11 protein-coding genes are annotated in these 13787 nt (G+C 37.4%); 1 reads left to right on the forward strand and 10 read right to left on the reverse strand.

The annotated features are described in order from the left end of the window. Window positions 1-5: 5 nt before the first annotated feature. From AACU33_RS16300 to AACU33_RS16340, 9 genes are all read right to left on the reverse strand, one after another. A complete protein-coding gene (locus AACU33_RS16300; protein ID WP_096589671.1) occupies window positions 6-377 on the reverse strand; it encodes a hypothetical protein in 372 nt (123 codons plus the stop codon). A 51-nt stretch (window positions 378-428) separates the two neighbouring features. Continuing rightward, window positions 429-734 (reverse strand): SMI1/KNR4 family protein, encoded by a 306-nt coding sequence (locus tag AACU33_RS16305; RefSeq protein WP_096589672.1) that lies wholly within the window; start codon window positions 732-734, stop codon window positions 429-431. Window positions 735-841: 107 nt separating this feature from the next. Further along, entirely contained in the window at window positions 842-1975 is a 1134-nt protein-coding gene (locus AACU33_RS16310; protein ID WP_096589673.1) for an STM4014 family protein, read from the reverse strand. Window positions 1976-2026: 51 nt separating this feature from the next. Beyond that, on the reverse strand, window positions 2027-3322 hold the full coding sequence (locus tag AACU33_RS16315; RefSeq protein WP_096589674.1) for a HEAT repeat domain-containing protein: 1296 nt from the start codon (window positions 3320-3322) through the stop codon (window positions 2027-2029). Then, window positions 3279-4499: a hypothetical protein gene (locus AACU33_RS16320; protein WP_096589675.1), complete on the reverse strand. Its 1221-nt coding sequence runs from the start codon at window positions 4497-4499 to the stop codon at window positions 3279-3281. Before AACU33_RS16320 ends, AACU33_RS16315 begins: the two co-directional genes overlap by 44 nt. A 71-nt stretch (window positions 4500-4570) precedes the next feature. Beyond that, entirely contained in the window at window positions 4571-5524 is a 954-nt protein-coding gene (locus AACU33_RS16325) for a hypothetical protein (protein WP_096589676.1), read from the reverse strand. Continuing rightward, complete coding sequence (locus AACU33_RS16330; protein WP_096589677.1) at window positions 5524-6753, reverse strand: WD40 repeat domain-containing protein; 1230 nt, start codon at window positions 6751-6753, stop codon at window positions 5524-5526. The genes AACU33_RS16325 and AACU33_RS16330 overlap by 1 nt, the downstream gene beginning before the upstream one ends. 94 nt (window positions 6754-6847) lie before the next feature. Further along, the gene (locus AACU33_RS16335; protein ID WP_096589678.1) at window positions 6848-8095 is read right to left on the reverse strand and encodes a HEAT repeat domain-containing protein; all 1248 of its coding nucleotides are present in this window, start codon (window positions 8093-8095) and stop codon (window positions 6848-6850) included. A gap of 50 nt (window positions 8096-8145) precedes the next feature. Continuing rightward, window positions 8146-9399 carry an STM4015 family protein gene (locus AACU33_RS16340; protein WP_096589679.1) on the reverse strand — a complete coding sequence of 418 codons (1254 nt, stop codon included), beginning with the start codon at window positions 9397-9399 and terminating at the stop codon, window positions 8146-8148. A gap of 388 nt (window positions 9400-9787) precedes the next feature. Between AACU33_RS16340 and AACU33_RS16345 the strand changes: the two genes are divergently transcribed. Beyond that, window positions 9788-10840, forward strand: coding sequence for a fatty acid desaturase family protein (locus tag AACU33_RS16345; protein ID WP_096589680.1), 1053 nt, complete (start codon window positions 9788-9790; stop codon window positions 10838-10840). Window positions 10841-11410: 570 nt separating this feature from the next. Here the strand turns inward: AACU33_RS16345 and AACU33_RS16350 are convergent. After that, window positions 11411-13780 carry a CHASE2 domain-containing protein gene (locus AACU33_RS16350; protein ID WP_096589681.1) on the reverse strand — a complete coding sequence of 790 codons (2370 nt, stop codon included), beginning with the start codon at window positions 13778-13780 and terminating at the stop codon, window positions 11411-11413. Window positions 13781-13787 lie beyond the last annotated feature (7 nt).

Genomic DNA, 13787 nt, shown 5'->3' on the forward strand with positions numbered 1-13787 from the left:
AAAAATTATGCTCGATAAATTTTAAAGTTACCTGTATTGTATTTATGGAGAATCACTTTGACTTTATCCTCGTCAAATTCCCAAGATATATAACCATTAGAGTCGGTTTCAGTATATATTGCATCTTTAAAACATTCTGCAATCGCATACATTAGGGTTGTCAAACTTGAGAAAAATGCTGATTTTTTAGAATAATTTCTTTGATCGATAAAAATTTCACTATTGTCATCGAAATGAATTATAGGAGTTGTTTCGTCACCTAAGAGTACAGCAAAATAATCACCTCCTAATTGATGAATTAATAAAAAAATACGAAATAAGTTAGACGGGGAATCACGTTTTTTTAACTTATGAAAATCATTTACTGCTTCTACCAAGGGTCTAAATATTAGTTGAATACCATTCCATTTACCCCAACCAAATACTATCTAATTACATAGACCATTTCGCCATTGATATAGCTCATATAGTTCTTCTGGTAACTTAAAAGGTAAATCTTTAGTTATTTCATCAATTTCTTTACGGGTTAAGCCTGGTTGTAAACACGAAGCCATTTCTGGATCTTTTTCTTCTAAGGCTTTTAATATCCTGTCTAAAGACTCTGTTAAGATTGAACTTTTAAAGCTACTTTTTACCCCGCCAATTCCGCCTAACACCACACCCTTAACAGGAGGTGGTGCGTTTCCACCAAGTACTGCGTCAAATTCTCTTGGTTGATTTGAATTATTATTCATTTTCGTTAATATTAATTAATAAACATACATGAGGATGTGTTATTAACAAAATTCCGGGACGATCAACAATTAAAGTGCGTTAGCCTGCGGCATAATACAGCCTACATTTACTTTTCCAAAATCGCCTTAATTTCACTCGTATAAGTATCCATCCCATTCCACAAAATCCCCGGTAATAAATCACCAAAAGCATTAATCTCTAAAATGGCGTGAGTTTTCCAATCAGGTAAAATTAGTAAATCAACTCCGCAATATAAACTATTAGGAAATAAGCTGGCTGCTTGTTCGCAAGTTCGCTTCATCATCTCCCAATTTTCTGCACCAACTTTTGCTAAAAATTCCTCAGTATCTCCCCGTTCATTCCCCAAATGTAAATTTGTCATGGGACTTTTACCAAGGCGAACAACGATATGCTGTGTTTCACCATTGATAACCACGACGCGCACATCAAAACCGCATCCTTGTAAATATGCTTTGGGTAGCCATTCTTCAACTTGTACGCCTTCTGCTGTTAAGATATTGATGATATCGGCGATTTCTTCTCGGTGGGTATAGTGTCTAATTTTCCGAGAATTGTAAAGCAGAGTTTCTCCATTTTCTCGTACTCGTTCGACGGTAGTAATAGCTGATTCAAAACGCGAATTTGCACGATAAGCAATAACTCCAGAAGCAGCGGAACCGTGGGAGAGTTTGACAAATACTCGTTCTATTCCCTGCGTTTGCATTTGTTCGCGCAAGTGTTCGTAATTGTGAATTTTACCTAGAGAACGAGGAACGGGAATATTGTATGCGCTGAATCTTGCGTGACAAGCTGGTTTGTCAAACATTACAGCAATATCTTGGGGATGGTTCATGAAGTACCCCTGGAAAAGTGTAAGTTGCGTTTCCCATGTTTGTAAGAGATAGCGCCAGCCTAAATACCACTGTCGCGGGTAGAGGATGCGTCCTTTGTCGAATTCTAATTTCATAGCTTCGCCAGGAGTGATGCGTTGATGTTCTCCGTTATCCGATACGTTGAAACCAGCGGCGATGATGGCTTTATCAATATCAAAGTTCTTTTCTGGAGAATCGAAGCGGATAATGGTGTTAGGTGCGTTAAATTGTTCGAGAGTTTGTTTACCGGAAATTAAGTCTGCGTAATCTACTACCGTGGCTGGTGGTAAGTTGAAATGGGTTAGTGCTTGTTGGAGGAAACCGACACGGCGATTTTCAGAGTTAGCGATGAGGATAAAGTTTAGCATTTTTGGATATATTTTTATTCGTAATAATGCCCAAAAGCGTGAAGCTAGTTCTCATCGACGAGAGTTTTCTTCCTGTGAATCTGCAATTAATCTACAATTAAGTTGGGATAATTGTTGAACCATCTCTGAGGATATACAGTTTTTAGAAATATTGAGTGTATAAAGCTGATTTACACTTGGGCAATTCAACAATTTTTCTGCCCCTTTATCTGTTAAAGTTCCCATCGATATGTCAAGCACCGCTAGACGTTCAATCATTGGAGATTGAACCAAAGCTTCTACAATTACGTCAGTATTTTCAAAGCTAGGTAGACCGATATAAGATAAATTAGGCACTAATTCACCTGAAAATAGGGACTCAAAAAAATCAAAATCTGTTGGTGAGTATCCACACCATCCTCCCCATAATTCCAGTGATGGCAATTCAAGATTGCATATTTCTGCTATTGCGCGAGAATCATTATCTGCTGTTTCTATAATTAAAGTTTTTAAAGATTGATGACAGATTTTTTGGGAAAAGAGATTATTATGAGGATTTCCGTGTAATTTCAATACCTCTAAATTTGGAAAATTCTCTAAAATTGAAATCAAATCACTTAGATAAATACGCGATTTTTTATATTCATGTTGTCTGCGATCGCCAATAAATAAAGCCTTTAGATTCCTTAAATTTTGACTAGCTTCACAAAGCATGTTTATAATTTTCTGACACTCTTTCTGATATATGGGTAAGTAACGTACATCAGGCATCCAACAAGCTAAAGCTTCAACTTCACCGAGTTGGATATCATTGAGGAATACTTGAAGAGCATCTAGATTAAAAGATTCAACTACACGAAATCCTCCACGAGGATTTGGTTCTTCAAGATACAGGTTAACATTATAAGCTGTACTAATTGCAGAAGTTATTCCAATATTTGGATAAAAATTTTCAAACTGCCAATCTTCTAGCATCGGAAAATATTGCTGAGGATTATGTGTTAATAAAACCTGTTTACCTTTTTCTCCACCTTTATCTCGCAGAAGACGAGCAGCAAATATCTGCACTTTATCTGAAGGGTCTTTTAATGCTTCAATTAGTAATTGAAAACCTTCTTCTTTATAGCGTAAAGCATCAATCAATGCAGATGCTCTTTCTCTAGGTTCAAGGCTTTTGAGGCGATTTTTAATTCCCTCAATCCCTCCTAAAACCACACCATTAACAGGAGGTGGTGCATCTCCACCAAGCACTGCGTCAAATTCTCTGGGTTGATTTGGATTGTTGTTCATTTGGGCTACTGCTAAATTTATATCTGTAAAATTTTCATTCGTATAACGCCCGATAGCGAGAAGGGTTATATCCTTCATATGCCTTTTCTTGAGAATGAGCAATTAATAAACAATCAACCAGGGATGATTGTTTAATCTCCTGAATAAATTCTTCTGATACGTAGTTCTGAGCAATATTGAGAGTATGTAGATTAATAACCGCTTCTGATTCAATCAAAGCGTTCAAACCTGTGTCTGTCAAATTTCCCATTGATAAATCTAGTACGTCAAGAGTTGCTAGAATGGGAGATTCAGCCATGAAAGTAGATTGTGCGATCGCATCGGCTATTGCATCAGCATAATCACTATGCAAACCTAAATAGCTTAATTTTGGAAATGATTCGCTAAAAAGTATCGGTTTGAGACTATCAATAGTATGATCGGAACTATGTTCAGAAGATCTACCCATCCATAAATCAAAATACTCTAACGCTGGTAAATCGAGCAAACAAAGGCGATAAATTGCTACATCACTGATATTTGCTGTTTCAATAATTAAAGTTTTCAAATTATTATGTTGTAGTTTTTCACATTCAAGTTCGTTGCAGCAAGCACGAATATGTAGTACTTCTAGGTTAGGACAAGCTTGCAATATTAAACTTATATCCCCTACCCCTATATAAGATTTTTTGTAGTAATTATCTCGACAATCACCTATATATAAAGCTTTCAGATTGCTTAACTGCTGACGTGCTTCATAAAGAGTATCAACGTAACTGTAAAAATCGGGGCTGATTTCGTAATAACAGTCGTACCCAGATAAATGACAAATTAAAGCTTCAATTTGATTAACTTGTGGGTCTTGCAATAATAACTTTAGTTGTTCAAGAGTTACTATATAGGCTGTCTCAGATGGATTAACGATACCAGTATGAGGATTAAATTTTTCGGCTGTCCAATCATTTAAAGTTGGAAAAAATAACCCAGGCTGACATCCTAAAAGCGCTTGCTTTCCTTTATCTTCTGTTTGTTGCAATAGTTCAACGGCAATTTTATGAATTTTATGTGAGGAATCCTGCAATGCATCAATCACGAACTCTAAACCTGTATCTCCATAATTTAATGCATCAGTAAGTGCAGCAACCTGTAACTCAAAAAACCCACTTTTGAAACGACTCTTGACTCCTGCAATTCCTCCTAGCACTGCACGACTATCGGGTGCATCTCCACCAATTACTGCGTCAAATTCTCTCGGTTGATTTGGATTGTTGTTCATGTTGGCTAGTGCTAATTTGTGCTAATAAGGTGGGCAATGCTAAAATTTGTTTTAAAAGTAAATCGTATATATTACTCATGCAAAGCAGAGTATCTTGATGCACTACATCCTCTTTCCACCTCACTTTCTTGTTCATATGCAATCACCTGACAGTTAAGTTGTAACAATCGTTGAACCATACCTTCTGATACGCAGTTATTAGAAATATTGAGGGTATGAAGCTGATTGATTGCTGGACAGTTTAACAAAGCTTGTGCGCCGCGATCGCTTAAATTACCCATTGATAAATCCAGCACTAAAAGGCGTTCCATAATTGGAGACTCCACTATTTCCTCTGTAAGTAAATCAGTAAATTCACTGCTACGAAGTCCCAAATAAGCTAAGTTTGGGAATTTTTTGCCACCTAAAATTGATGTCAACACATCCATAACAAATGTTGAGTGGCGTAGCTGTCTACCAAACCATAATTCTAGGTATTCTAGATTTGGTAATTCCAAAGCGCAAATTTGAGCAAAATTGTCAGAATTAATATCTGCGGTTTCTATAATTAGTGTTTTGAGATTTTCATGCTTGAAAGATTCGCATTCTAAGAGATATTGATAAAATTGACCTCGTACTTGTAGTAGTTGCAAGTTAGGAAATGCTTCTAAAACTGGGCGAATATCAAAAACTGCGAGTTTAGATTTGCGATATTCATGTTGTTCTGTGTCTCCGATAAATAATGCTTGCAGATTTGGCAATTTATCGCAAGCATCACAGATGGCTTCTAAGACAATCCCAAATGAAGTATGATCGTTAAAGTAACTATATCCTATTGGGCAAATCAAAGCTTGAATTTGACTGATTTGAGTTTCTTGCAAGAGACTATTAAAAGGCTCTAAATTTATATTTCGATTGTGATTTTCTGTTTGAAACCGAATCGCATATGCATAACTCATAGGGTTTGTAATACCAACTTGAGAATTAAATTCTTGATATTTCCAGTTTTCAAGTTTAATAAAAAATTGATTAGAACTCTCTGACATTAAAACCTCCATACTTTTACTTTATGATCTACACTACCGCTTACCAATGTTTGCCCATCTGCACTTAGTGCTAATGAACGAATTGCTCCTGTATGTGCTTGAAATGAAAATATTTTCTTACCTGAAGTTACATCCCAAACTTTAATGTTTTGGTCGCCAGCAGTTAAAAAAGTTTGGCTGTTGGGACTAAATACAATAGAACGCACCCAATCAGCATGACCATAAAAAGAAAATAATTGTTTTCCGGTTTGTATATCCCAAATTTTGATTCTTTGGTCGCTACCACTAACCAAATAACGACCATTTGGACTAATTGCTAGAGAACGAATTGACTGGGAATGTCCTTGAATTGTCCAAATTTCACGTCTAGAATTTATGTCCCAAATTCTAATAATTTTATCCTCACCAGCACTGATTAACAGCTTGCCATCAGGTGATATACAAAGAGCATAAATTGAGCGAGAATGCCCTTCTAAAGTAGCAATTTCTTCACCCCAATTCCAGCGCCAAATTTTGATACATCCACTTCCATCTGCACTAAAAAAGCTTTCTCCGTTAGGATGTATAGCTAGAGCATAAATTACATTTGAATGCTTGCTTAATTTCCCAAGATATTTACCTGCGCTTAGATCCCAAAGCATGATGATTTTATCTGCACCAGCACTAATCATCTTCTGTCCATCAGGACTAATAGCTACGCAATTAATATCACCAGTGTGATGATGATTAAACCGCAAATCAAATTTTTCTTCTCCTGTTTCTAAATTCCAAACTCTTGGTGAATTAATACTGTTATGGCGGTTATCACCTGCACCACACACCAAAGTTTTGATATCTGGGCTAATAGCTACAGAATGAACTTGTTGATAATACGCTTGTAGTGTATGAATACACTTAAAAAATTCATAAGGATTAAAGTTTTGCAGTGCTTGTTTTACAGATGGTTCGGGGCGCGATGTCTGCGACGGGCTACGCCTACGCAAAATATTATAAGCTGATAATCTCACCTGTCCTGACTGATTATATAGAGCTTGAATCAAAATCTCTAAACCAGCATCCCCATAATTCAACGCTTCAGAAAGCGCCCCAACCTGCGCCTCAACCACCGAACTTTGCAATCGATTTCTTACCCCCTCAATTCCGCCTAAAACCACACCGCTAACCGGAGGTGGTAGTTCTCCACCAAGCACCGCATCATATTCTCTGGGTTGATTTGGATTGTTGTTCATATTGGGTTGTCTTGAGTTTTAGACGCTATATCTGCAAAACATCTTGTTTGACTACTTTGATAGATTGACAAATGCTGATTTTGGCTTTAGTTTATTATTCCCAGACTGAGTAATAGCGATCGCTAAACTGATAATCTGCAATTACTCGACATTTCAACTCAGAAAGTTGCTCAATTGTATTTTTATGTAAACGATTACCAGAAACATTGAGAGTATGCAGGCGATTAACTGTTGGAGACTTTAATAAAACATCCCCATTACTTAAATTTCCATCTGTTAATTCCAGTATCTTCAAGTTTTCTATGATGGGAAAATTAACAATAGCCTTAGCAACCTCGCTCATGTTACCGCATTTTCTGATTGCTAAGTACGCTAAGTTAGGGAAAGAATCACCTAAAAGCATAGGGGTTAAAGTATCTATTTTAATGTTGCTTAACTCGCTTCTATTTAGCCATAGCTCAAAGTACTCTAGAGATGGTAAATCTAATTGACAAATTTTCGCCAGATTCTCATTAGATATACCATCTGCATCAATAATTAGAGTCTTTAAACTTTCATGTTTTAACGACTTGATAGGAATATTAGAATTATTTTGGCTATTCCGAACTTGGACTATCTTTAATTCAGGTTTGAGAATATCTTCCTCAAGCATACGCCCACGTATGTGAAGTAATTCTAATTTAGGATAAGCTTTTAGCAGAGGATGAATACTACATACTTGAGTATTAGAGTGTTTGTATTTAATATTAATTAAATCACAGTAGTCACCAATTAATAATGCTTTCAAACTTATTAGAGCTTTACTAAAATTAACAAGTGTATTAGCAAAATCTTTAAAGGCTATTTTACAATTGGAATCTCTATAATAAAATTGACATTTGAGTGCTTCTATGAACTTTGCCTTTGGATCTTGAAGCAATCGCATTAATTTATTTTTACTATTTATATAGTTTTGGCTATTTAGACAATATGCCTGACCTATTGGATCGTTAATCCGATCGTAATAATAATCTTCCCACTTATTAAATGTAGTCAAAACTAACCAGGGATCGTAATCTAGTAATGCCTGTTTTCCTTTAATACCAGCTTTACGTAGTAAGTTAATAGCAAGCTCATGTATTTCTTTAGAAGGATCGTATAACGCTTCTATTAACAAATTTATTCCTTCGTCACCATATTTAAGTGTATCTTCAAGCGCTGCAATTCTGACTTCATAATCTTCGCTATTGAGGCGATTTTTAATTCCCTCAATTCCTCCTAAAACTACAGCATAATTTTGATGCTGTGCATTTCCACCAAGTACTGCATCAAACTCGCCGGGTTGATTTAGATTACTATTCATTTAAAATGCCTAATATTTTTATTTAATACCGAACATCATTAACCTATAAATTACTCAGCGATAGAACAATAGCGTCCATGAAGATAGCTATCCTCATCTTCTTCTTTCTGATTATTTGCTAAGACACGCACATCTAAATTAGACAATTTCTGAATTACTTCCTGAGATAAGAAGCTTTCGGAAACATTGAGAATGTCAAGATAATTGATAGCCTCACAATTTAGCAATGCTTCAGCACCCGCATCACTCAACGTTCCCATCGAAAGGTCAAGTACGCTAATAGAATTAATAATTGGAGAAGCCACAATAGCATTGACTATTTCATCGGTAAATTGACTATTGCGTAACCCTAAATAAGTTAAGTTAGGAAACTTATCTTCAAAAATAATCGGATATACATCTTCTACCCAACAGTCACCACCATAATGTTCGCTACCAAACCATAATTCCAAATGTTCCAATGCTGGCAGATTCATATTACAAATGTGGGCGACAGCCTCTCGACTTAATCCACCAGTTTCTACAATTAATGCTTTGAGGCGATCGTGTTGCACTGGCGGACTAAAATGTAAACCGTCGCCACCACGAACTTGTAAAATTTCAAGTTTAGGATAAGCTTGCAAAATTGGGCTTATGTCACTTTGTCGAATCCAAGAAATTTCGCATTCATCGCCAATAATATCGCCTATAAAAATAGCTTTGAGATTAGTGAAATATTGTCTTGCATCAACTAAAGCTTGAACAATCTCACTTGAACCATATTCATATGCTTCCGCCCATAAACCCAACACTAAAGCTTCTAATCTGTGGGCGTTGGGTTGTTGCAGCAGTCTAATAATTTTACTCGGCAAATTCTCCTCTTCGTCATACTCACATCTGAGGGCGTAAGCATTATTAACTGGTTCGGTAATACCAATATTTGCATCGAACTCTACAACTTGCCGATTAGCAAATTGAGTAACTGGATACCCTTGATACTCATTTAATCTTTCTTCTAAGTTCCAAGGTTTATATGTTTGCAAAGCTTGTATAACTTGCGGTTCTACTCTTTGCTTTAATAGTCGATAAGCAAAACGCCGCACTAATTTTGATTCATCTTGCAACGCTTGTCTGACTACTTCCAAACCTGCATCACCATATTTTAAAGCTTCGCTAAGTGCAGTAATTCGCACATTCGCTACAGGATTTGATAAACAGCGCTTAATTCCCTCAATTCCTCCAAGAACAACTCCATCTATAGGAGGCGGTGATTGTCCACCAAGTACAGCATCATAATCCTTGGGTTGATTTTGATTGTCAGTCATCTTGCTTTACCTTTCAAGTCTTAATTAGGGTTCCCAAAAACTTTATTACAAGCTTGCTCAAGTTGCGATCGCCCACATTTTGTAACAAATGACACACTTATTATTTTGACTCAGTTTCTTTGAGGCTGATATGCTGTTTTATTAATAGTACAGTTGTTCTATATTTTAGTAAAGTTCCTATTGCCAGATTCTAATTGCAGTGGGCTGGCAAAACTGATACAACGAAGTAACTGCATATTGTTTGAAAAACCTGGAAAATCTAAATTATTTTTAAACCAGAAGCAATTACTTCTTTTGAGAGATTGAGCGATAATCGGGAACTTGCGATCGCAGATATTATCAAAAACTCAAATGAGTCGCGTTAAGCTAATAGTAACTGAGATAACAAATGTCGGTGGGGTGGGTTAAGGGCGATCGCACCATGAGTGTGAATAGTATTGCTCAAGAGTTACAACAAGTCACCGCTGACTTACATCAAGTGAATCCTCGCGCCGGATTGCTACGTTTTAGTATATTAGGCCTGATATTTGTGGGCTTAGTCATATTAGCTTGGTCAGTGCCCAACGATATTTTATTTGTGGCTGCTACAATGCTGGCGGGAGTTTTTTATAGCTTTTGGCTGATTTGTACCCATGATATGGCTCATCAAACCTTAACTGGGTGGAAATGGTTTGATACTATCATGCCGCGATTGATGAGTTGGCCAATGCTATGGCCTTACAGTGTTTATGCAGAAGTACACCGCTTGCATCATGGCTGGAATGGTATTGATTTAAGAGATCCAGAAAGACTTCAATGGACTTGGGAAGAATACCAACAAGCACATCCTATTCTACGTTGGTATGTCAGCCATCAATGGCTGTGCGATATTTTTATTTTGGGGGGAATCGGGCTAATTATTAAAACCTCGATTCAGGGTTTACGCTTTCAAAATTACTTAAGTATGCGGCGACAGCTACTGCTAGATTTTACAGGTATATTACTTGTTCAGAGTTTTCTATTAATAGTAGTAATTTCTCAAGGAGAAATAGGTCGCTACATTTTATTTTGGTTAATTTTAGAACGGATAGCTGGTATCATAGCGCAGACACGCGATCACTTGGAACACTATGCGCTGTGGGGAAAATTTACCAATCACCAATTAACGCAGCTTTATGCTTGTCGTAATATTAAGACTAGTTCTCTAGTTGGCTGGTTGATGGGTGGGCTAGATTACCATGCAGTGCATCACACCTTTCCTAATATTCCCTTCGATCGACTACCAGAAGCATTCGAGCGAATTCAAAAAGTGTTAGAAAAGCATAATTTGCCATTAATGAAACAGGAAGCAGGTTATCTCAAATCTACATATTTGTTAAGTCGCGATCCATCATTAATTGGTGAAGTTGATTCTTCTAATACAACAAAACGCCATCGCATGATTCCGGTAAACTCCCTCTGATAGCATTTCACAAAATGCCCGATACAAATAATTACTGATTACTGAAGTTTAAACCAATGATTATGATGTCCAGCAAATTACCCTTAATATGTCATTGCGAGTGCAACGAAGTGAAGCAATCACAAAGACTCTGCGATTGCTTCACTTCGTACCCTTCGGGAACGCCAAGGGCGAACGCAATGACGGGTATTTAAACGGACATGATATGAACATTGTTTTATAGTGGATCATTGTATTAATTCTGAAGGGGTTAAGGAACGTAGACGCGCAACGGATTTCCGCAGGGTAGCACGAAGTACAATAATACCAATTCAAATCATGTTTGCAACAAATCAATTCTTTGTAGGGGAACGGCATCCACAATCTTGTATTATCTCAAATTATCTTACTGATGCTGTGCCCCTACCTGTCGCGTTCTTTTTTTAAAATGGTATAACAAAGAGAAAGAAGAGAAGAGAAATTAAGAATAATTTCACAGATCAAAACTTTTACGATAGACCACTAGTACTTTATCCCATAATCTCACAGAGCAGGTTAAATACTTTTTCATTTCGATATTATATTATTGAGCTATTTTGACCACAATGATGCTTTTGATGGCATCAATACTAATACTATTCCACCACTCAAGATGACTGCAACAGTTGATGGAATTAACGGCAACCATGCTCCTTGAGTTAAAAGCATAGTTGTACAAACTCCGTACCAAACTACTGCTATGGTAACTATGGTACTAATCTTTAGTAAGAGGGAACGCATCCGCCAAACGATCGCGCCAGTAACTAAACACGCTCCCCAAATCCAAAGAATATCACCCCAGTAAGGCAAAACCCAAATAATTGGTCGTCTATCTAAAACAGCACTGATAATTTGGCTTGTCATATGTGCTTGGATTAACAATCCTGGAGTTTCTTGATAAGGTTTTTGAACCACACTATAAGGAGTAGGAAAACTATCTCTGAAACTTTGGGCTGTAACACCAATTAGAATTACTTTGTCTTTGACTGCATCAGATTTGACAATACCACTCAATACATCTTGAACAGTAACTTGTTCAAACTTTCTCTGACGATAATTTGTAAGTATTTGAATGCCACCTAAATCTACTCCTCCTACTCCGTGTTGATATGCGCCACTCAAACCTGCTGCTAATCGCTGGAATTTTTTATCGCCATTTCGAGAATGAAAAATTACTGCATTATCAGTCAGTTCATAGGGAATATCTTCTGAAAATAAATAACGCGCTGCTAGTTGCAGATTGAGAGAGAAAGGAGTTACACAAACAGAAGCAGACTCCTGTTTCATGATTAAAATTTGACGGCGAATAACACCATCAGGATCGCGAATTGCATCAGTAAAACCTTGACGTTCCACAGGAACCCCTACTGGTGGTTTAATGCCTTGAGGATCGTGTTCGCTATCTTTGCCTTTGCAAACAGCAATGACGTTCTCTTGATTTAACTGTGCAGTTAGTGGTGACTTTTGTAATTTTTCGTGGAAGTCGGAAATATCTCGATAGATATCTATACCAATAACTCGCGGCTGATATTTTTGTAATTTCGCAAGTAATTGAGCTAATTTGCGATCTGATATAGATTTTGGCCCGCGTGTAAGTTCTGATAGATTTTGAATATCCTGTTCGCTAACTTCTACTATTAACAATCGCGGATCTTGTTCTTCTTGCGGACGCAAGCGCATGATGCTATCAAAAGCTTGTAATTCTTGTGTTTGGAATCCTCCTAAAAATCGCACACCAATGATGGATGCAGCGACGATGGTAGTACTTAAAAGTATAGTTGCGATTGACTTTCTTAAACTAGAAGTTGAGCGAACAGCAGCATGAGAATCGCCGCGTAATTCTGCCCAAGTTGTTGGCAGCGTTGTGGGATTTTGACAGATAACAGGCAACCAACTAGCGCAAGGAAAATCATTTTCCCATCCCTGAAGTCTTTCTCGTGCTTCCCGCACTGCTGTATAAAAAAATTTACCACCAGCAAAAGCGACAAGAAAGTTTTTGAGAAACTCTTGGGCAACTAAATCTGGCACGGGTTCGCGCATGACAATCATTTGCGGAATGTTCATATCGGCTAAATCCCTTGCCAAACCTATACCATCACAGGAATTGAAAATTGCCAATTTTAATCCGCGTGCGATCGCATTTTGTAGGGCATTCTTCAGTTGGGGAATTGTTAAACTTTCCGTTTGGTTGAGATAAATTTTGCCCGTATCTTCATCAGCATGACTAGAACTGTGTCCGGCAAAAAACAAGATATCCCAATCGTGATTCCACAAATATCGGTCAACTTCTCGACGAGTTGGTTCCACAAGAAACTCAGTCTCGGCAGATTTTAACCCCTGTAACAAAGTCCGGTCTTTATCAATATCAATTCCTTGACTGTCACCCAAAATAGCGAGAATTTTTACCTTACCTGTGGGCTTGCGGGGTTGGTTATGTGGGGGTTCATATTCGTGGGAACTTAATGCTACTTCTGCTTGCCGATAATCATCAAAAAAGTTCCACAGATGCCAAGGAAGGCGCTGAAGTAGAGGAATATTTGTTTCAAAAATTACTCTAATTGCATCATCTTTGTTGAGTAAAGTCCGTAATTGTTGGACTATATTTTGAAATGCTTCTGAGTTCAACCACTTATTTATATAGTGTTGTAATTGCTGGCAAATTTCACCAAATTCACTAACAGAAATATTGGTGACATCTTGTGAATGAATTTTGATCCGCACGCGCCACCCCAAACGTTGATGGAGTGCTGCATACAGTAACTGCCATCGGTGATATAGTTCGCTTAATTCTGGTGCTGCTGGCAGAGATCCGGTAAATTTCATCGGATATTGTCGCTGACTGTCCCAAAATTGTGCAGTCACTACAGGGAATCCTTGATGTAAATCACCTGCCAATAAGCTGAAGACGACTAGTTTGTTCATCACCGTC

It is taken from the genome of Calothrix sp. NIES-2098 (assembly GCF_963875125.1).
Taxonomy (GTDB): Bacteria; Cyanobacteriota; Cyanobacteriia; order Cyanobacteriales; family Nostocaceae; genus Aulosira.